Source organism: Leucobacter chironomi DSM 19883 (genome assembly GCF_000421845.1).
GTDB lineage: Bacteria > Actinomycetota > Actinomycetes > Actinomycetales > Microbacteriaceae > Leucobacter > Leucobacter chironomi.
Genome location: NZ_ATXU01000013.1, coordinates 1 through 18,441 on the forward strand (window position 1 = coordinate 1; position 18,441 = coordinate 18,441).

General features: G+C 69.3%; 22 protein-coding genes. 19 read left to right on the forward strand and 3 right to left on the reverse strand.

Annotated elements, in window-relative coordinates; genetic code table 11:
* From H629_RS0112520 to H629_RS0112530, 3 genes are all read right to left on the reverse strand, one after another.
* A partial coding sequence (locus H629_RS0112520) for a helix-turn-helix domain-containing protein (RefSeq protein WP_024357588.1) occupies window positions 1-947 on the reverse strand: 947 nt, incomplete at its 3' end.
* 45 nt (window positions 948-992) lie between these two features.
* Complete coding sequence (locus H629_RS0112525; RefSeq protein ID WP_029746966.1) at window positions 993-1,451, reverse strand: DUF5709 domain-containing protein; 459 nt, start codon at window positions 1,449-1,451, stop codon at window positions 993-995.
* Window positions 1,448-1,984 carry a carboxymuconolactone decarboxylase family protein gene (locus tag H629_RS0112530; RefSeq protein ID WP_240471108.1) on the reverse strand — a complete coding sequence of 179 codons (537 nt, stop codon included), beginning with the start codon at window positions 1,982-1,984 and terminating at the stop codon, window positions 1,448-1,450. The genes H629_RS0112525 and H629_RS0112530 overlap by 4 nt, the downstream gene beginning before the upstream one ends.
* A 254-nt stretch (window positions 1,985-2,238) precedes the next feature.
* Here H629_RS0112530 and msrA point away from each other — a divergent pair, with 254 nt between their 5' ends.
* From msrA to H629_RS0112620, 19 genes are all read left to right on the forward strand, one after another.
* On the forward strand, window positions 2,239-2,739 hold the full coding sequence (gene msrA, locus H629_RS0112535; protein ID WP_024357591.1) for a peptide-methionine (S)-S-oxide reductase MsrA: 501 nt from the start codon (window positions 2,239-2,241) through the stop codon (window positions 2,737-2,739).
* 24 nt (window positions 2,740-2,763) lie between these two features.
* Entirely contained in the window at window positions 2,764-3,159 is a 396-nt protein-coding gene (locus H629_RS0112540; protein WP_084705419.1) for a GNAT family N-acetyltransferase, read from the forward strand.
* 28 nt (window positions 3,160-3,187) lie between these two features.
* Window positions 3,188-3,568 carry a thioredoxin gene (trxA, locus tag H629_RS0112545; RefSeq protein WP_024357593.1) on the forward strand — a complete coding sequence of 127 codons (381 nt, stop codon included), beginning with the start codon at window positions 3,188-3,190 and terminating at the stop codon, window positions 3,566-3,568.
* Window positions 3,568-4,056, forward strand: coding sequence for a carboxymuconolactone decarboxylase family protein (locus H629_RS0112550; protein WP_024357594.1), 489 nt, complete (start codon window positions 3,568-3,570; stop codon window positions 4,054-4,056). The genes trxA and H629_RS0112550 overlap by 1 nt, the downstream gene beginning before the upstream one ends.
* A 255-nt stretch (window positions 4,057-4,311) precedes the next feature.
* A complete protein-coding gene (locus H629_RS15005; protein ID WP_205618715.1) occupies window positions 4,312-5,085 on the forward strand; it encodes an AraC family transcriptional regulator in 774 nt (257 codons plus the stop codon).
* Window positions 5,086-5,323: 238 nt separating this feature from the next.
* Entirely contained in the window at window positions 5,324-6,415 is a 1,092-nt protein-coding gene (locus H629_RS0112555) for an ImmA/IrrE family metallo-endopeptidase (RefSeq protein WP_024357595.1), read from the forward strand.
* On the forward strand, window positions 6,412-7,326 hold the full coding sequence (locus H629_RS0112560; protein ID WP_024357596.1) for a bifunctional DNA primase/polymerase: 915 nt from the start codon (window positions 6,412-6,414) through the stop codon (window positions 7,324-7,326). The genes H629_RS0112555 and H629_RS0112560 overlap by 4 nt, the downstream gene beginning before the upstream one ends.
* On the forward strand, window positions 7,323-7,979 hold the full coding sequence (locus tag H629_RS0112565; protein ID WP_024357597.1) for a DUF2637 domain-containing protein: 657 nt from the start codon (window positions 7,323-7,325) through the stop codon (window positions 7,977-7,979). The genes H629_RS0112560 and H629_RS0112565 overlap by 4 nt, the downstream gene beginning before the upstream one ends.
* Window positions 7,976-8,407, forward strand: coding sequence for a hypothetical protein (locus H629_RS0112570; RefSeq protein WP_024357598.1), 432 nt, complete (start codon window positions 7,976-7,978; stop codon window positions 8,405-8,407). Before H629_RS0112565 ends, H629_RS0112570 begins: the two co-directional genes overlap by 4 nt.
* A gap of 80 nt (window positions 8,408-8,487) precedes the next feature.
* Complete coding sequence (locus tag H629_RS0112575; protein WP_024357599.1) at window positions 8,488-9,351, forward strand: serine/threonine-protein kinase; 864 nt, start codon at window positions 8,488-8,490, stop codon at window positions 9,349-9,351.
* Entirely contained in the window at window positions 9,348-10,421 is a 1,074-nt protein-coding gene (locus H629_RS0112580) for a ParB N-terminal domain-containing protein (protein WP_024357600.1), read from the forward strand. The genes H629_RS0112575 and H629_RS0112580 overlap by 4 nt, the downstream gene beginning before the upstream one ends.
* A gap of 71 nt (window positions 10,422-10,492) precedes the next feature.
* Window positions 10,493-11,191, forward strand: coding sequence for a hypothetical protein (locus tag H629_RS0112585; protein WP_024357601.1), 699 nt, complete (start codon window positions 10,493-10,495; stop codon window positions 11,189-11,191).
* A gap of 15 nt (window positions 11,192-11,206) precedes the next feature.
* Window positions 11,207-12,382 carry a M23 family metallopeptidase gene (locus H629_RS0112590; protein WP_024357602.1) on the forward strand — a complete coding sequence of 392 codons (1,176 nt, stop codon included), beginning with the start codon at window positions 11,207-11,209 and terminating at the stop codon, window positions 12,380-12,382.
* Window positions 12,382-12,648, forward strand: coding sequence for a DUF6112 family protein (locus H629_RS0112595; RefSeq protein ID WP_024357603.1), 267 nt, complete (start codon window positions 12,382-12,384; stop codon window positions 12,646-12,648). The genes H629_RS0112590 and H629_RS0112595 overlap by 1 nt, the downstream gene beginning before the upstream one ends.
* A 78-nt stretch (window positions 12,649-12,726) precedes the next feature.
* Window positions 12,727-12,996: a DUF6112 family protein gene (locus H629_RS0112600; protein ID WP_020627604.1), complete on the forward strand. Its 270-nt coding sequence runs from the start codon at window positions 12,727-12,729 to the stop codon at window positions 12,994-12,996.
* Between the two features lie 40 nt (window positions 12,997-13,036).
* Complete coding sequence (locus tag H629_RS0112605) at window positions 13,037-14,482, forward strand: TrbL/VirB6 family protein (RefSeq protein ID WP_024357604.1); 1,446 nt, start codon at window positions 13,037-13,039, stop codon at window positions 14,480-14,482.
* 6 nt (window positions 14,483-14,488) lie between these two features.
* On the forward strand, window positions 14,489-15,949 hold the full coding sequence (locus H629_RS0112610) for an SCO6880 family protein (RefSeq protein ID WP_024357605.1): 1,461 nt from the start codon (window positions 14,489-14,491) through the stop codon (window positions 15,947-15,949).
* 52 nt (window positions 15,950-16,001) lie between these two features.
* Window positions 16,002-16,838 carry a hypothetical protein gene (locus tag H629_RS0112615; RefSeq protein WP_024357606.1) on the forward strand — a complete coding sequence of 279 codons (837 nt, stop codon included), beginning with the start codon at window positions 16,002-16,004 and terminating at the stop codon, window positions 16,836-16,838.
* Window positions 16,835-18,382 carry an ATP-binding protein gene (locus tag H629_RS0112620; RefSeq protein WP_024357607.1) on the forward strand — a complete coding sequence of 516 codons (1,548 nt, stop codon included), beginning with the start codon at window positions 16,835-16,837 and terminating at the stop codon, window positions 18,380-18,382. Before H629_RS0112615 ends, H629_RS0112620 begins: the two co-directional genes overlap by 4 nt.
* The last annotated feature ends 59 nt before the right edge of the window (window positions 18,383-18,441 follow it).

Below are 18,441 nucleotides of genomic sequence, written 5' to 3' on the forward strand. Positions count from 1 at the left end.
GTGGTGTTGTTGCGCCATTGGCGGGGTGTGGTGCCGAATTCTTCGCGGAAGATGCGGCTGAAGTGGCTGGCGGAGACGAACCCGTGCTGTTGGGCGAGGACGCCGATGGGGACGTCGATGGTGGCCGGTGCGGTCAGGGCGTCGCGGACGCGACGCAGGCGCTGGGACTGGATCAGCTGCGCGAGCCTGATGTCCGCGCGGGACATCTCTGCGTAGAGCAGACGCTCGGACACGTGCAGGTCCTTCGCGATCCTGGCGGCTCCGAGGCCGGGGTCGGTGAGGTTGTCGAGCACGTAGGTGACGATCTGCTCGGCCAGCGGATACCGGGTCGTGGCGCGGTCGGGAGTGAGGGCGCTGAGCAGGGTGACTTTCAGCAGGTCGGCGACGGGCGCGAACACGTCGACCTCGTCGCGAAGGCTGAGTTCGGAGTCCATCACGCCCCCGAGCACGGACCGCAGCAGCGCCGCCAGCGAGGTCCGCTCCTGCAGGTCGACACCCGAGACCTCAGCGACCTGATCCGCCGTCAACCCCACCACACCCAACGGCAGTCGGAAGAAGTCCCCGATGACTCCTTCGTCGAAGGCGTGGACGTAGGGGCTCGTGCTCGGGTAAACGACGATGCTGCCCGGGGTCATCACGGTCTGGTCATCGCCACGGCGCAGCATCGACCGGTTGCCGCGCTGGAAGACCACGAACAATGACTCGTCGTCGTCCGACATGATCATCCGCTGGGGACGCATAGCGAGGGCAGCCAGCGAGGGCACCGTCTTGACGGACAACGCTCTCAGCTGCCCGATGTCTTGGTAGGACACGTTCACATGCGCCTCGCGGCCCTGCGGGTCGAGAGTCAGGTCTGTCTGAACGAGGTTCTCGCAGAGCATCGTACGGATCGTCTCCACGCGGTCACGTTGATCGACGCTGCGCGAGTCCCATGTCTGCTGCATCATTACAGCCTCCGCCGTTCTCCCGGGCTTCCCCGGTCTGATTCCAGACTATTGCCGGTCATAGTCGCCCTCGTCGATGACGACATGGATAGCTGCCTCCTCGGCGGAGGCGGCGCCGTTGTCGATGCCGATGTCGGAGGCCCAGAAGTCGGAGGATGGGTCTGGGTTGCCGGGTTCGGTCCAGATCAGCCGTCCAGCGCGTACCGATCCGACCTGGTCGTCAAGGATCTCGCCGTCCGTGCCGATGATGTCGCCGATCCCGTCGCCCATCGGCTCTTCGGGTTCGTGCTCCGGCACCTCACGCGCCAAGCGAGCCGCCAGCGGTTCTCGAGTACGTGCTTCGCGTGCGGTGAATCCCCACGACAGTTCGGATGACCGCCGCTCCGGTGGAGAGTATCCCGGGCCGTCGTCATCGGAGTCTTCGCCGAGAAGATCCGAGTCGAGGCTCTCATCCGGCGGAAGCAGATCGAACTCGATGTCCTGCCCGCTGATCGATCCATCAGTCATGATGGGTTCCCTTTCTTTCCCCGGGCGCCTGGTCTATCGGCGTCACGTGCAGGCTCTTCGTCACCGGGTGACATCACCGGTACGGCGCCCTGCGCGAGCTTCAGCCTCGTCCACACGTTCATGTTGATGACGACGGCTGCGATCTCCGCGATCTCACGCTCATCGAAGACCACCGTCAGTCCTTGATGCATCTCATCGAAGTGCTCGTGCTCGTAACGTGTCAGCGCTTCGCAGTACGCCAGTGCGAGTGCTTCGGAACCGGAGAACATCGTGCTCTGCCGCCAGCTCGCCAGGTGCGCGACCATCGCCGCGCCGATGCCTACCTCCACGGCGATACGCGTGTGCAGGATCAGGCAGTACGAGCACGGATTGATCTGAGCAACCCGCAATCGGAGAAGGGCAGCGAGGCGATCACCGATCGACAACTTTGCCGTGTACCCGAACCCCGCAGCCATCTGCTTCGCAAGCTCATGGAAGTCAGAGAGATCCGGATCAAAGCGCACATTCTCGAAATCGATCTGCTCTGATATCACGATCTCTCCTCACCGTAGGGCACGGTTCGCTGGCTTGCCGGAGTTCCGACGCCTCCTCCCGACGGTAGATCCGCTTCTCTGCCCCGTGTGGCCTGCCCCTGCAGAGAGCTGTCTTCTCCCTGCAACCGCCCGCCCCGCTTTCGAACGCGGCAGGTCGCGGACATTACGCTGCACAGCCAGGCCACCTGGACAGCACCCGGCTCCGTATCGTGACCCGAAGGGGCGTCCTGCCCGCCGTGAAGAGAGAGAAGACGATGCCGACCTCGAGAGTGATCCTCGCCAGCGGCTGCTTCTGGGGAGCCCAGGAGCTCTTCCGCTCACTCCCGGGCGTCGTGAGCACCCGCGTCGGATACTCCGGCGACGACGACACCCCCAACGCGACCTACCGGGATCACGGGGATCACGCAGAAGCCCTCGAAGTGATCTATGACCCCTCGATCATCCGATTCCAGACACTGCTGGAGTTCTTCTTTCAGATTCACGATCCCACCACTCGGAACCGTCAGGGAAACGACATCGGGCGCAGTTACCGATCAGCGATCTTCACGACGACCGAGGGACAGAGGAAGGTCGCCTTCCACGTGATCGAAGCGATCAACGCTTCCGGCCGCTGGCCAGGAAAAGTCGTGACAGAGGTGGGCGAAGCCGGCCCGTTCTGGGAGGCCGAACCCGAACACCAGGACTACCTGCAGAAGCATCCCAATGGCTACTCGTGCCATTTCATCCGACCCGACTGGGTACTACCGGGCCGCTGACCGAGATCTCGCGATAGGAGAGACATGAAACATCCCGACGGAATGATCGGCTTGACCGCGACCGACGCCGACACTGACCTCCCGGCTGCATCCTCGGACGCAGCCGAAGACTTCGTCATCACTGAGAACGTCGAGTCCGAGCTGTACGAAGCGACCGTGAACGGCAAGCTCGCCGCCGGCCTGCTCTACAGCAGAACCGGCGACCGGGTGCTTCTGCTCGCGACGTCCGTGTTCCCCGAGTTCCGCGGAAAGGGAGTCGCGGCGCGACTCCTTGGAGGCGTCCTCGACAGTCTCCGCGAGGACAAGAAGACCGCGACGGTCTCGTGCCTCTTCGCCGCCGCGTACATCCGCGCTCATCCGGAGTATGCGGACGTCGTCGACACGCGATTCCCTGGCAACCCCCACGGACACCACCACTGATCGTCATACGCACAAGAGGAGAATCCACATGGCAACCGTCGAACTGACCGAGGACAACTTCGAGGTCACGATCAATCAGAACGACATTGTCCTCGTCGACTTCTGGGCGGACTGGTGCGCACCATGCCATCAGTTTGCGCCGGTCTTCGAGAAGTCGTCGCAAGACAATCCGGACATCGTCCACGCGAAGCTCGACACGGAGTCGGAGCAGCGCATCACCGCGGCGGCCCAAATCACCGCGATTCCCACTCTGCTCGCCTTCCGCCAGGGGTTGCTCGTCTTCAGCCAGGCCGGTGCCCTACCGCCCACTGCCCTGGCCGAAGTGGTAGAGAACGTCAGAGGACTCGACATGGACGAGGTCGGGAAGGGCCTCGACTCCGATGGCGGCTCGGCCAAGGATGATCGCTGATGTCCACCTTGCATGGACCACGCCCCTACATGGACAAGGCCGTCCCAGAAGCATGGGAAGCCGCGTCTGCGTTCGCGACCGCTGCGTCTGAGGCCGCATCGCAACGCGGACTCACTCCCGCCGAGAGCGAGTTGATCAAGGTTCGGGCGTCGCAGTTGAACGGATGCGTCTTCTGTCTCGATCTGCATTCGCGGCAGGCAAGGCGCGCAGGCCTCAATCAGCAACTACTCGACATCTTGCCCGCCTGGCGCGAGTCGCCCCTGTTCAGCGATCGAGAGCGCGCCTTGCTCGCGATCGCTGAAGCAGCCACCCGGCTCCCGCTCGACGCCGCCGTGAATGTCGAGCTCGCGCAGGCCCGAAGCACTCTCTCCGAGGCGGAGTTCGCGGCCGCGGAGTGGGTCGCTGCGGCTATCAACATGTTCAATCGGATCTCGATCCTCAGCGAACACCGCGTGCGACCACGCGACTCGGAAGGCAAGCTGAGCTGACGGTGCGCCGTGCGCAGCGTGGCCGCTACGCCAGAGGACGCGTTCGAGGCCGCGCACGACTTGCCGCCCAGTCAACCGATAAGGTTCACGCGCCCCTACGCAGCGGTTCAAGCGCCAGGCGATATCGCGGCCATAGAGATGGTGCGTACGGTCCCGTCAAGCCGTACCGTATTCCGGCACGCGAAGATACTCAACGTCGTCGAGGGCTCTTGCGCCCTCGATACTGCTGAGAGCAGGCATGTCCTGCGTCCTGGCATGTCTCTTGCCCTTGGCACCGGCAAATGGTGCCGGGTGCGGCCATCCCCCTCTGTGCGAATCTGGGCCATCTATGCCGACGAGCAGTTCTGGCGCACCCAGATGGCATGGTTCCTCCCCGACGCAGAACGAGTAATCGCAGGACTACATCCCCTCGAGTGGGACGGCCGCGCGATCGTCCTTGCACCAGGTATCGCTGTGCTGCGGCAGGTCGAGCCGATATGGCGACAGATGAGCATCCTGCGCAGCGGGACCCACTCGCCCGAAGTCGTCGCGACTCACACTCTCGAGCTTCTCGCGCGATGGATGAGGTTGATACTGCCGTACTTTCTGGATGAAGCGTCGGAGACCACCACGGCGCCGTGGACACCTATCAATGGACGACTGACCGACTCCGGATCTATTGGCTACGTCGGTCAGGCAATCCGGTTGCTTCGCGGGCGCATCGCAGAGCCGTGGACCGTTGGAGCGCTCTCACGAGAGCTCTCCCTCTCACGGACCCACCTCACCCGCATGTGCGTACAGCACGCCGGCGCCGCCCCGATGCGTCTACTCACTGAACTCCGGCTCACTGAATTCGCGCGGCTCATTGAAGAAACCGATATTTCCGTGATGCGTGCCGCGAGCGAAGTCGGGTGGAGTGACCCGCGCGTAGCATCCCACTGGTTTCATCGTCGCTACGGCATCACGCCGACACAGTACCGACGCACACCACACACGGTTCCTGAAGATCGACAAAGCCACGCTATCGCTGCCAACGACACCAGCCGGTAACCTCTGCGGACTCGTCGTATGAACCGCTCCACTCGACGCGTGTCCCACGTTTCACCGGCGACGTCGACAGGTCTTGGACTGCCGTGTAGAACACGTCAAATACGTCGGGTTCATCGCGGAGCCTGACGGCCACAGGCCCAGTCCGTTGTCCGTCTCTTCTTCCTGATCCGCCCGGCGCACCTCATGGTCGCAAGGGTCAACGGCTTGTGCCGTTGGCCTCGCCGGGAGGAGGTCATTGATGGCGACGGACGAGGAGGCGCGAGCGGCGCAGGATGCGCGGCTCCAACAGCTCCATGAGCGGCTAACGGCTGCAGTCGATCAGCTCGTCTCGGGTGAGGACTGGAAGCATGCGCTGGAGTTCGCGGCCCGGTTCCGGGCGAAGTCGTTCAACAACACGCTGCTGATCTGGGCTCAACATCTCGATCTCTACGAGGCAGGTCGCACAAGCGCGCCAGAGCCGACCTTCGTGGCCGGTTACAAACAATGGAAGGCGCTGGGTCGCTCGCCGCTCGCAGGCGGGTCGATGCAGATCTTCGCCCCGCTGATGGCGCGGTTCGCGTCCTCGACACCGCAGAACCCCGAATCATGGCGCCGGCTGGACAAGTATGAGAAGCCGAGACCCGGCGAAACGGTCCGGTCGAAGATGGTCCGAGCGATCCCGGTGCGTGTCTGGGATGTCTCGATGACCGACGGCCCGCCGATCCCTGAACGCCCGGCGCCGGCGCTACTGGAAGGCCAGGCGCCGGACGGCTTGTGGAACGGGCTTTCGGCGCTGGCGGTGGCTGAGGGCTTCTCGGTGCTGCGGGTCGAGCACGAGGGGATGATCCACGGCGCGAACGGCCTGACCGACTTCCAGGCGCGCACGGTCGCGGTGCGGACGAACATGGACGAGGCCGCGCAGGTGAAGACCCTCGCGCACGAGCTCGCGCATGTGATGCTGCACGGCCCCGACAATCCCGATGCGACCGGGCATCGCGGCATCGGCGAGGTCGAGGCCGAGTCCGTGGCGCTCATGATCGGCGCCGCGCATGGCATGGACACCACCGCCTACACGATCCCGTATGTCTCAGGCTGGGCGGGCACGGTGAAGGACAAGGACCCGGTCGAGGTCGTGCAGGCCACCGGCGAGCGCGTCCGCAAGGTCGCGGTGACGATTCTCGACGCGCTGCCCACCGTCCAGGTCGGCACCGGCGACCCGCCCGGCCTGTCCCGTGAGCCGGCAGCGACTTCGCGTGTGGCTGGCTCAGAGCGGATCGCACCCCAGTCGGTGCCGGTCGAGTCGGCGCGTTCGTCACGTCCTGCGGACGTGGCGGTGAGGAGCCTGTCATGAGCGTCGCCAGCGTCCTCGCCTCGGTGTCAGGCCTTCCATTGCCGCAGGCCGCCGCACGGCTCGCGGCTGCTGGGGTGCCGGTGTTCCCGTGCGTCCCGGGCGCGAAGAACCCGCTGTTGAAGCCCGACGAGGAGAACCCGCAGGCGCAGCCCGGCGGGTTCCACACGGCAACCACCGAGACCCGCCAGGTGGCGGCGTGGTGGCGGCGCTGGCCGTCCGCGAACATCGGCATCCCGACCGGCGCCGCCTCCGGGGTCGAGGTCGTCGATGTGGACCGCAAGCCCGGCGGCGACGGGTTCGCCGCGTTCGAGCGCTCCCGCCGTGCCGGACTGGTGCCGGGCTGGCTGGCCGTGGTCAGGTCGGCGTCGGGCGGGGCGCACTTCTATTTCCCGGCCGACCCGGACCGGCCGCAGCGGTCGTGGCAGGCGGCGAAGGCGCATGTGGACTTCCGCGGCGACGGCGGCTACATCATCGTCCCGCCCTCGGCCGTGACAGGCTCCGGTTCCTACGAGTTCGTCGCCGGTGCCGACCGTGTGCCCGCCCCGGTCGGTGCGGCTCGGCTGCGGGACTTCCTCGACCCGCGCCCGGAGCCTGCCCCGCACCAGGTGCGCGGCCCGATCCGCTCGGAGGATGCGGCGCGGCTGGCCGCATGGGTCGGAATGCGCGCCGAAGGCGAGCGCAACCGCGGCCTGTTCTGGGCATCGTGCCGTCTCGCGGAGGCGGGCCTGTCACTGCCCGAGATGGTCGACGCACTCGCCCCGGCCGGTGAACAGGTCGGCCTCCCGCAACGGGAGATCGAGACCACGATCCGCTCTGCATACCGCGCCACGCACGTCCAGCCCGCATCCGTCGTCGGACAGGGCGATGCCCCGCGCCAGCCGACGAAGCTCACCGGGCAGGTGCTCTCATGAATCCGCCAACGACCGTACGGCCGCGGGGCGGGCGGGTCGCGGTCGTGACGGCCGTGGCCGGGACGGTGTTCATCGCGGCCGGCGCGTTCTGGCTCTCGTTCACCGCCCTCGCAGACCTCGCTCGCCGCTCGGGCGTGGATGCCGGGCAGGCGTGGGCCTGGCCGCTCATCGTCGACGGGATCATCGTCGTCGCGACGGTCGCTGTCGTCGCCCTCGCGGGCCAGCGGTCGGCTTGGTACCCGTGGCTGCTGCTCGCGGCCGGTGCACTGGTGTCGGTGACGGCGAACGCCATCCACGCCGTCGTCGCGGCCGACGCCGACGTGCCGGGCGTGCTCGCCGCGTGTGTGGCGGCGGTGCCGCCGCTGGTGCTGCTGGCGATCACGCACCTCACCGTGATCCTCACTCGCCCCCTTCCCGTGAGTATCGAGCCCGCCGAGGAGTCTGCGCCTGATGAGGACATGCCTGATGCTGCACCGGCGCCGCCGGCAGTCATGCCTGTGCGCCAGGTAGGCCGGGAGCTCGCGGCGCGCCTGCGGGAGCAGGGCTGGTCGAACAAGGCCATCGCCCGCCATCTGGGCGTGCACCCATCCACCGTGGGCCGCTGGTTCGGCCCGCCCGCACTGACGACGGCTGAGGAGAAGGAGACGCCATGAACGACGACCAGCACACGACCGCTCTCCACGAGCAGGTCGAGCGCGAGCCGGACCGGCGGGAGCGCGACGAGACGCCGCGGGAAGGGGGTACCTCGGCACTCGCCCGGCACCGCGACCCGTCGCTGACCCAAGGCGCCACGGAGGCGGCGAATAAGCGACGGCCGGGCGTGGAGTGGGTGCGTCCGACCGACCTGATGGCGTCCCGCTCTGCCCGGATCGCGGGACGGGGTATCAACTTCCAGGCTGAGCTCGCCCGCCGCTCCCGCCGGGTTCCCGGCCAGGCGTTCCGCGCGACGCACACCGGGGCGCGCACGGGTGTCCGGTTCGTGAGCGAGCGTGCCCGGAGGCTGCCGCCCGTGACGGCGTTCGGCCGCAGGTCCGGGGAGCACTACTCCTGGGTGTCGCGCTCCGGGATCGGGCTCGGGTAACCATGTTCGCCCCCGGCGCGACGGCGCGAAGCCAGGCCACTGGGGGCCGTGTGCGCACCTGCCTGTCAGGAGGTGCCGTCATGGAGACTGCCACGGCCCGCGACCGGCGGGCACGATTCGAGGACTCGGAGGCGCTGCGCGCCCTGCTCACCCGCCTCCACGAGGCGGGGCGCGGAGCGTGGCGCCATGACCCGGAGGCCGCTGCGCTCATGGAACATGCGGCGAGAAAGTACGCGGCGCTGGCCCGCAAGCACGGGCTGGACCCGTGGGAGGCGGCGTCTGCGGCATTCGAGGCGATGCGCGGTGCCGCGACCCGCCGGGCGGAGGACCCGTGGGCGGTGATCACGCGGGCGGTGCAGGTGACATGCACCGCGGAGGAGCGCGGCAACGGGCTGCTGTGCTCCGTCCACCAGGCCCGCCGGCCCCGCTACTCGGTGTTCCATGACGCGGAGCGGTTCAGCGATCGGGAGAACCCGCTGCCCGACTACCACCCCGCGTTCCGGTTCGATCCCTTCACCGACGGGGAGCCGGATGCCGATGGCGATGCGGTGCCGGAGCGGGCAGTGAATGTGACCGCCGCGATCGAGGACACCATCGCGTTCCTGAGCTGGGTCGGGTGGGAGCCTGCGACGGCGCGGGCTGCGGTCGAGTACATCACTACGCGGCTCGCGGAGTCGGTGTCGCGGGCGTCGGCGTTCGAGGTGCTGCGCCGTGACCGGCAGGCCCGCGCCCTCCTCGACCTCCCCAGCGCCTCCTGGACGGCGCTGCTGCGGGTCGTGCTCGGCGTTCCCGACCCGGCCCTCACGCACACGAACGCCGGCCGCGGAATGCTCCGCCGCCTGCTAATCGGCCAGCCGCTGCGAGCACTCCTCACAGACGACAACCTCGTGATCACCGCCGGACTCGCCGCACCCAGATTCGGTGCCGGGAGCGGCGGGTCATGAGCACGCCACTGGAAGGACGCATCGAGCTGGAGCGCGCGGTCGATTCGATCATCGTCGGCGCGCGGCACCGGCACGACCACGGCGACCTGACCCCATTGGTCGAGTCGATCCGTCGCCACGGGCTGCTGCAGCCGATCACGGTCACCCTCGACGGGCACCTGATCTGCGGAGCCCGCCGGCTCGCGGCGATCAAGCTGCTCGGCATCAAGACCGTCAACGTGTGGGTGCGGTCCGGGGTCTCCGACCGGCTCGGGCAGCTCCTGGCGGAGCAGGACGACAACCAGCTCCACAAGCCCCTCACCCAGCTCGAAGCTGCCGCCCTCTACCGCGAGCTGAAGGCCCTGCTGGCCGAGGACGCCGCCCGCCGACAGGAGGCCACCAGGTTCCAAACGTCCGCCGAAGATGCAGAAGACGGTGGTGCCAATTTGGCACCACCGCAGATCGAGCAGGGCAAGACCCGCGCGCAGGCCGCTCGGATGGTCACTGGCCGCGCCTCATACACGACGTTGGAGCGCATCGGCCGGCTGGAAGACCTCGCCGCGGACGAGTCCCAGCCCGAGGCGGTGCGGGCGCGCGCCGCGCAGGAGATCGAGCGGATCAAGACCGGCGGCAGCGTCTATCCGTCGCATCTGCGCGTGAACGCGGAGCTGTCGCTGGCGGAGCTCGACCAGCTCGCCGCCGACCTGGCACAGCCCGCCGGGCTGCGCGAGCGGGCCCATACCGAAGCGGATGCGGTGCGGGCCGCGGAGCGGGAGGCGAAGGCCGCAGAGCTGGAGCAGTTGGCGCAGTCCGCGCTCGCCCGCGTCAAGGCAGCCAAGACCGGCAGGAAGGCGAAGCGGCCCGCACTGACGGCGGTGGAGCCGGGCCTCCCGGTGCCGTTCCCTCTGACCGTGTTCACCGCGACGTGGGACGACATGGCCTCGTGGTGGAAGCACTACGACCCCACCGAGGTCGGCCCGGCACTCACCACCGAGCAATGGGCACGGTTCGAGGAGACGATCGCCGGCACCGTCGCGTTCGCCGATGCCGCGCGCGTCGCCCGGGAGGGCCGACCCGAGCAGACCGCCTGAACAGGGCGGTGGCGCGCACCTTCCTGGCAGCCACGCATCCCCTTGTTGCCGTCCGGGAAGGACCCCTGTTCATGGACCCCGCCGCCCCCGATGACCGTCGCCGTCGTCGCCTGCTGATCGCCGCCACTGCCGCAGGCCTCGCCCTGCTGATCCTCGTCGGCATCGGCATCTACGGACTCGTCCGCGGCCCCGCCGCCCCGGCCGACCCGGCACCGAGCGAACGACCCTCCACCACGATGCCAGTGACGCCCGGCCCGATGCCGGGCGGTGAGCTGGAGCCGCTGCCGCAAAGGCTCGGCCCGGAAGCGTTCGCCCGCGCGGTCGCGACCGCGCTGTTCACCTGGGACACCACGACCGGGCACACGCCTTCGGACTATGCGCAGGTGCTCGCGGATGCCGCCCACGGTTCCGAGGCGGATGCGTTCGTGGGCGACGTACGCGCCTACCTCCCGACGACGGAGGCGTGGGCGCAGCTGCGCCAGTACGCGACGCGCCAGTGGCTCACCATCGACGAGGTGTTCATCCCGGAGGCGTGGGAGACCGCCGTCGATCAAGCCGCCCCCGGCCAGATCCCGGCCGGGGCAATCGCCTACACCTTCGAGGGCACCCGGCACCGCGACGGCACCTGGGGCACGACGCCGGTAGAGGCGTCCCGCCCGGTCGCGTTCACCGTGTTCCTCGTCTGCACCCCGCCCACGCCCGGCCACGGCGCGGCATCAGGTTCGTGCGAGGTGCTGCGGCTGTCCGAGCTCGACACCCCGCTGCACTGAGCCGGGAGCGTCGCGATGAAGAAGCTCGCCGTCCTCGCCCTCACCCTGCTGCTCATCGGGCCCTCCACGGCCCTGCTGGGCGTCGCCGCCCTCGGCGGCACCTCCGCGACCGCCGCCGTCTGCACGCCCGGCTCACTCGCGGTCGGCCCGATCCCGGACTCGCTGACCGCCACCACCCGCAACGGGGAGACGGTCACGCTGGACCGGCAACAGCTCACGCACGCGGCGACGATCATCACGGTCGGCAGGCAGACCACCGGCGTCGGACGCGACGGGGTGCTCATCGCACTCATGGCCGCCCTCACCGAATCCACCCTGCGGATGCTTGCCAACACCAGCGCCTACCCCGAGTCCGCGGACTACCCGCACGACGGCAACGGGTCGGATCATGACTCGCTCGGCCTGTTCCAGATGCGGCCCGCCAGCGGCTGGGGCACCGTCGCCGAGCTCATGGACTCGACCTACCAGGCCAGGGCGTTCTACGGCGGCGAGTCCGGCCCGAACTACCCATCCCCGCGGGGGCTGCTCGACATCCCGGGCTGGCAGCAGCTCGACCCCGGAGAGGCCGCGCAGGCCGTCGAGGTCAGCGCCTACCCGGACAGGTATCAGAACTACCAGCCGGTGGCGCAGGCGATCCTCGACGCCCTCACCCGACCCGCGCCCTCCGGCAACGGCGGCGGGGATGAGACACCGGTCGTGCCCGAGACGACCAGGATCGTGCTCCCGCTTCCCGAGGGAACCTGGGTGCGGACGAGTCCGTTCGGGTGGCGCAATGACCCGATCACCGGGGAACGTCGCTTCCACGCCGGCTCGGACTTCGCTGCCCCCGATGGAACCCCGATCTATGCCGTCGCCGACGGCGTCGTGGTGCGCGCGAACTACACCGACGCAGGTGGCGGGGTCATCGTCATCGAGCACACCGTCGGCGGTGAGCGGGTCGCGTCGATGTATGTGCACATGTGGCAGCACGGCATCCACGTCGCCGAAGGCGACACCGTGACCGCCGGGCAGCACATCGGAGACGTCGGCTCCTCCGGGCACTCGACCGGCCCGCACCTCCACCTACAAGTCCACCCCGGCGGCGCAGGAGCGGACCCGGTGGACTCCGACGCCTGGCTCACCGAACACGGTGCCGAAGGGATTGCGGGCGGCGAAGCCGCCCCCGCCCTCTGCACCGCCGGGGGTGCGTGATGGACGTGTTCCCCGACTTCGGCGGCGTGGGCGGCGCCGCAGACCTTCGGTCCATCGTCGGCGCGCTGCTGATGTTCGTGCTCGTCACCGCGGTGCTCATGCTCATCGTCTGCGCCATCATCTGGGCGATCGCGTCCGCCAGCGGCAACTACCAGGCCGCCACCAAGGCGCGCACCGGCCTGCTCGTCGCGGTCGGCGCCGCCGCGCTATCCGGCGCCGGCGTTGCCTGGCTCAACTTCCTCCTGGACGTCGGCACCCGGCTCTGACCGCCCCCGCCTGCGCTGGGAGCGGGTGTGCACCTGACCGTCGAGAACCCCGTCTCGACCAGTCAAGGGAGCACAACTGTGATCGACATCGACCCCAACAGCTCGGGCCTTCCGGGCATCGAGCAGCTGCGCATCATCGTCGGCGCCGTCATGACGGTGGGCCTGATCCTCTCCGTCCTCGCGCTCATCGTCTCCGCGATCGTCTGGGGTCTCGGATCGAACAGCAGCAACCCCCACCTCGCCAGCCGCGGCAAGGTCGGCGTCCTCGTCTCCTGCGGGGCGGCGATCATCTGCGGCGCCGCGGTCACGCTGGTGAACTTCTTCTGGGGCGTCGGGCAGGCCGTCTAATGACGACCCGACATGACCTCCGACGGCGGGGGTGGGCGCGGTGAGCGTCTGCGACGTCCCGGTCATCTCCTCCGTCTGCGACGCCGTCGGCGAAGGCACCGCCTCCCTGATCGCGGCTCCGTTCGACTGGCTCGCGCAAGCGATGGCCGGGGCCGCCGCATGGCTGTTCGAGGCCGTCTGGTGGGTGTTCGACACCACGACCCTCGTCGACGTCACGAGCGCCGAGTACGTCGGCGTCTACAACGTCCTTTTCGGTGTCGCCGTGTTCGTGATGCTGATCTTCTTCTGCCTCCAGCTCATCACCGGCCTGGTCCACCGCGACCCCACCGCGCTCAGCCGTGCGGCGCTCGGCCTGGCGAAGTCCGTCCTCGGCAGCTTCTTGGTGATCACGCTGACGGCGCTGCTGTTGGAGGTGACCGATCAGCTCGCGGTCGGGATCGTGCAGGCTACCGGCAACACGATGGAAGGGATGGGGACCCAGATCGGGCTCCTCGCCGTCGCCCTCGGCGCCATCAACATCGGCGGCCCTGGCGTCGGGGCGATCCTCACGATCTTCCTCGCCGGCCTGGCCATATCGGCGGCGGCGATCGTGTGGTTCTCCCTGCTGATCCGCAAGGCGCTGCTGCTCGTGGCGATCGTATTCGGCCCGGTCGCCCTGGCCGGGGCCACGTGGGACGCGACCAAGGGCTGGTTCGCCAAGTGGGCGGCCTTCGTGATCGCCCTGATCTTCTCCAAGCTCGTCCTCGTCGTGATCTTCCTCGTCGCGATCGGGCAGGTCTCGGCCCCGATCGAGGCCGACCTGGCCTCCATCTCCGACCCCATCGCCGGCGTCGTGCTGATGTTCATCGCCGCGTTCGCGCCCTACATCACCTACAAGTTCCTGTCGTTCGTCGGCTTCGACATGTACCACGCGATGTCGTCCGAGCAAGAGGCGAAGTCCGCGCTGAACCGGCCCGTGCCGGTGCCATCTGCCCCGCAGGCCGACACAGCCAAGAAGGTCCTCGACGGCGGCACCGACACGGGCAGCAACCCGCCAAGCGGTGGAGGCGGCGCAGGCGGAGGCTCGACACCGCCCCCGCCTCCTCCCGGTGCGTCGGCTGCGGCCCCTGCCAGCGCGGGAGCGGGCACGGCGGGTACCGGCGCCGCTACATCCGGTGCCGGAGCAGGGGCTGGAGCTGCCGGCGCTGGCGCGGCTGGTCCCGGTGCGGCCGCGGGGCCCGTCGGTGCCGCGGTGGTCATCGGAGCCGCCGTGGTCAAGGCCGCAGCGGCCGCCGGCCCGAAGGCAGGCAAAGCCGTGGGCGGCGCGGCGGACAGCCAGGCCGGCGCGGCGGCCGAGCAGGCATCCCCGCCGCCGTCGCAGGGCACCCCGCCGCGTCCCGCACCGTCAACGCCGCCCTCTCCCGGGCCTGCAGAGTCCTCGCCCGCGCCTCGGCGCCGGCAGGACCCGCCGCCTCCGCCATCGTCCGCACCGGCCGGGAAGGAGTAACACCTGATGGTCACGAACTCGACTAGCGACTACCCGCTGGCACCGGTGCAGTTCTCCCGGCTCGCCAGGCGCGGCATCATGCTCGGCCTGTCCCTGCCGCAGCTCATCGTCCTGGGCGTCGCGGTGCTCACGGTCGTCTTCTCCCTCTACGCCGCCGGCGGGATGGGCTTCGCTTGGACCGCACCCGTCTGGGGCACCTGCGCCCTGCTCGCGGTGATCCCTGCCGGGGGCCGGAAGGTGATCGAGTGGGTGCCGGTCCTCGCCCGCTGGGCCGCCCGGACCTATCTCGGGCAGCTCGTCTACCGGCGCCGCGTCATCAAGCCCCGCCCCGCCGGGACGCTCTCCCTACCGGGCGATGCGGCGCCGCTGCGGGAGTGGGAGGACCCCGAGACCGGGGCTGCGATGATCCACGACCCGCACGCACAGACCCTCACCGCGATCCTAGGCGTCTCCCACCCCGCGTTCGTCTTGCTCGATCCGGGTGAGCAGCAGCGCCGGGTCTCCGGCTGGGGCCGCGTGCTGGCCGCCGCGTGCCGTTCCGGACGGATCGCCCGCATCCAGGTGTCCGAGCGGACCCTGCCGGATTCCGGGACGGGCCTGGCGGAGTGGTGGCGCACGCACGGCACCGACGACGGCTCCTGGGCCGCGACCACCTACGCCGAGCTCATCGACCGCGCCGGCCCCGCCGGAGAACGCCACGCGACGACCATCTCGCTCGCGCTCGACATGAAGGCCGCCGCCCGGCAGATCAGGACCAGCGGTGGCGGGATACGGGGTGCGGCCGCGGTGCTGCGGCAGGAGATGAGCACGCTGACGACGGCGTTGCGCGCGGCGGAGCTCACGTCGACCGGATGGCTGGCGCCCGGCGAGGTCGCCGTCGTCCTGCGCTCGGCCTACGACCCCGCCGCCGCGCCCGCGCTGGAGCGGCACGGGGACCTCGGCCGTGACCTGGCGACGGCCGGCCCGGTCGCGGTCACGGAGACCTGGGACCGGCTGCGGTCGGACTCCGCGCACCATGCGGTGCTGTGGATCACCGAGTGGCCTCGCTCGCAGGTGTATCCCGGCTTCCTTGCCCCGCTCGTGCTGTCCAACGGCATCCTGCGCACCCTCGCCCTGCACTACACCCCGGTTCGCGCCGACCAAGCAGCGCGGGACCTGCGGAAGAAGAAGACCGAGCTCATCTCCGATGCCGCCCAGCGGCGCAAGATAGGGCAGATCGACGACGCGGCCAGCAGCGCCGAGCTGGACGACGTGCTCCAGCAGGAGGCGGACCTGACTGCCGGGCACGGCGTCCTGCGCGTCTCCGGCCTCGTCTCCGTGTCCGCGCCGACCGTGGACGAGCTCGACGCGGCGGTGGCGGCGGTCGAGCAGGCGGCGATCCAAGCGTCCTGCGAGACCAGGCGGCTCGTCGGTCAGCAGGCGCAGGCGTTCACCGCTGCCGCGCTGCCGTTGTGCCGGCCGGTCTGACTCGGCGCACCTGCTCACCAACCGTCACGCCTTCTTGTGAGGAGCCTTGATCATGCCGATCTTCGATGACCCGCTCGCGGACGCCGCTGAGGCGTCCGCCGCGCTGCGGGGCCTGGCCCACGCGACCCGGACGTTCGCGAGCCCCGCCGACACCTACCCGGTGATCGGAGAGCTGCTCGCCGGCGTCAGGTCGCTGCGGCAAGTGCTCGACCAGCTCGCCTCCGCCCATATCAACGCCCGCGCCAGGGCGCACGACGACGCCGGGAATCAAGCCGCTGGCGCAACCTCGGCTCTCGCGGCTGCCGACGAGCTGCACCAGGCCGGCACCCTGCTGGACACCGTGGAGTGGCGGCTGGACGCCGCCTCCCAGCACTCCGGCCGCATCGCCTGGCACCCAGCACCTGCCGTCGAGGACGGCCCGGCGAGGCGGTGGGTCAGCGTCGTGTTCCTGGAAGGCTCCGAGGCCGACGAGGTGCTGGAGCTGATCGACCGCGACGGGACGGATGCAGCGATCGAGCACCTGGCCGGGCACGACTACGGAGCGGAGACCACCCAGGCCGCGCTCGAGAACGGATACGTCTACGACGAGCCCCCGGCAGGTGCGCTCGACAAGGTGGCGACCAGAGACGTCTACACGCTCACCTACAACCCCTTCCTCGGGCACGTCTCGCTGCTGCGCGAGCACGACACTATGCGCGATCCGGCACTCCTCGGCGTCGACGCCCCGGCCTCCGCATCCGCATCGGAGTCGGGGCGGGAAGCGGAACGCGCCGCGCACAAGTCCACGCGTGCAGTCGGCGCCGCGGTCAGTCGGGGGCGAGACGGGGCCGACTGGTTCACCCGCCGCCCCGGCACCGCCTCCGCACACGGCCGGGGGCTGGCGCTGTGACCGGGCAGGACGACAGCCGCCTGCACACCGCTGTGCTCGTCGGGCCCGAAGGCGAGCGGCGCCGGGCACGCAAGGCCCGCCGGCAGGCGGCGGCGAAGGTCGAGACCGATGCCCGCCAGCATCGCAAGCTAGAAGCTCGGGCGAAGTGGGAGGCGGAGCAGGCTGAACGCCGCAGCACGAGCTACCTGCCCGCCGCCGGCGAGGCGGGACCTGCGGCGTTGCGGACGCCGGGCCGGTTCCGGCTCCCCAAGCACCAGGACACCTCCGCGACGCTCGCCGGCCAGTACCCCTTCCTGGCCGAAGCCGGCCTCGGCAGCCAGGGCGTCTTCGTCGGCCAGGACCTCTACAGCGGCGGATCGTTCGTGTTCGACCCCTGGGTGCTCTATCAGCGGGGGCTCATCACGGCGCCGAACGTCGTGCTCGCCGGCATCGTGGGGAGCGGCAAGTCGTCCCTGGCGAAGTCGCTGTACACGCGCAGCCTGCCGTTCGGACGCAGGGTCTACGTTCCCGGCGACCCGAAAGGGGAGCATACGAGTGTTGCGGAGGCGGTCGGCGGGCGGGCGATCATCCTTGGCCACGGCCTGCGCAACAGGCTCAACCCGCTCGATGAGGGCCACCGGCCGTCTGCGGTGTCGGATGCGGAGTGGGCGATGCAGGTCGCCTCTCGCCGCCGCGACCTCATCGGCGCCCTCGCAGAGACCGTGCTGGATCGGGCGCTGTCGCCGTTGGAGCACACCGCGATCGACCTCGCCCTTCAAGACGCTGTGAGGAGCGCCGAGGTCCCGATCCTGCCGATGGTCGTCGACCGCATCCTCAGCCCCAGCCGCGTCGACGACGAGGACGGCCGGCTCGCGGAAGATGGCCGGCTCGTCGGCCACGCGCTCCGTCGGCTCGTCGCTGGAGACCTCCAAGGCCTGTTCGACGGGCCCAGCACTGTGCGGTTCGACCCGTCGCTGCCGATGGTGTCGCTCGACCTGTCGCGGGTCGCGGAGAACAGCACGCTGATCTCGGTGCTGATGACCTGCTCGTCCGCATGGATGGAGTCCGCCCTGTCCGACCCGGCAGGCGGACAGCGATGGGTGATCTACGACGAGGCGTGGCGGCTCATGCAGTACCCGGCGCTGCTTCGCCGCATGGACGCCCAGTGGAGGCTGGCGCGGCACTTCGGGATCGCGAACATGCTCATCTTCCACAAGCTCTCCGACCTCGACAACGTCGGCGATGCCGGGACCGCGATGCGCGCCCTCGCCTCGTCGTTGCTGGCGAATGCGGAGACGCGGATCGTGTACCGGCAGGAGCCGGACCAGCTCGGCTCCACCGCCCTCGCGCTCGGGCTCACCGGCACCGAGCAGAAGCTGCTCCCAGGGCTCGGAACCGGGCAGGGGCTCTGGCGGATCAAGGACCGCAGCTTCGTCGTCCAGCATCAGCTCCACCCCGCCGAGCTCGCCGCGTTCGACACCACCGGCCGTATGACGAGCGATTCCCATGAGTTCAGGAATCTCGACGTGCCTTCAGGAATCCCGAACGATCGGCAGGATTCCTGATGCCCCGGCCCCGCTACAAGCGATCCTGGGGCGAACCCGCATCTCGAGACGGGAGTGTC

Excerpts from the sequence above, each read along its gene's own strand:
- H629_RS0112525 (WP_029746966.1), bottom strand. The coding sequence starts at position 1,451 with ATGACTGATGGATCGATCAGCGGGCAGGACATCGAGTTCGATCTGCTT.
- msrA (WP_024357591.1), top strand. The coding sequence starts at position 2,239 with ATGCCGACCTCGAGAGTGATCCTCGCCAGCGGCTGCTTCTGGGGAGCC.
- H629_RS0112540 (WP_084705419.1), top strand. The coding sequence starts at position 2,764 with ATGAAACATCCCGACGGAATGATCGGCTTGACCGCGACCGACGCCGAC.
- trxA (WP_024357593.1), top strand. The coding sequence starts at position 3,188 with ATGGCAACCGTCGAACTGACCGAGGACAACTTCGAGGTCACGATCAAT.
- H629_RS0112550 (WP_024357594.1), top strand. The coding sequence starts at position 3,568 with ATGTCCACCTTGCATGGACCACGCCCCTACATGGACAAGGCCGTCCCA.
- H629_RS15005 (WP_205618715.1), top strand. The coding sequence starts at position 4,312 with ATGTCTCTTGCCCTTGGCACCGGCAAATGGTGCCGGGTGCGGCCATCC.
- H629_RS0112555 (WP_024357595.1), top strand. The coding sequence starts at position 5,324 with ATGGCGACGGACGAGGAGGCGCGAGCGGCGCAGGATGCGCGGCTCCAA.
- H629_RS0112560 (WP_024357596.1), top strand. The coding sequence starts at position 6,412 with ATGAGCGTCGCCAGCGTCCTCGCCTCGGTGTCAGGCCTTCCATTGCCG.
- H629_RS0112565 (WP_024357597.1), top strand. The coding sequence starts at position 7,323 with ATGAATCCGCCAACGACCGTACGGCCGCGGGGCGGGCGGGTCGCGGTC.
- H629_RS0112570 (WP_024357598.1), top strand. The coding sequence starts at position 7,976 with ATGAACGACGACCAGCACACGACCGCTCTCCACGAGCAGGTCGAGCGC.
- H629_RS0112575 (WP_024357599.1), top strand. The coding sequence starts at position 8,488 with ATGGAGACTGCCACGGCCCGCGACCGGCGGGCACGATTCGAGGACTCG.
- H629_RS0112580 (WP_024357600.1), top strand. The coding sequence starts at position 9,348 with ATGAGCACGCCACTGGAAGGACGCATCGAGCTGGAGCGCGCGGTCGAT.
- H629_RS0112585 (WP_024357601.1), top strand. The coding sequence starts at position 10,493 with ATGGACCCCGCCGCCCCCGATGACCGTCGCCGTCGTCGCCTGCTGATC.
- H629_RS0112590 (WP_024357602.1), top strand. The coding sequence starts at position 11,207 with ATGAAGAAGCTCGCCGTCCTCGCCCTCACCCTGCTGCTCATCGGGCCC.
- H629_RS0112595 (WP_024357603.1), top strand. The coding sequence starts at position 12,382 with ATGGACGTGTTCCCCGACTTCGGCGGCGTGGGCGGCGCCGCAGACCTT.
- H629_RS0112610 (WP_024357605.1), top strand. The coding sequence starts at position 14,489 with ATGGTCACGAACTCGACTAGCGACTACCCGCTGGCACCGGTGCAGTTC.
- H629_RS0112615 (WP_024357606.1), top strand. The coding sequence starts at position 16,002 with ATGCCGATCTTCGATGACCCGCTCGCGGACGCCGCTGAGGCGTCCGCC.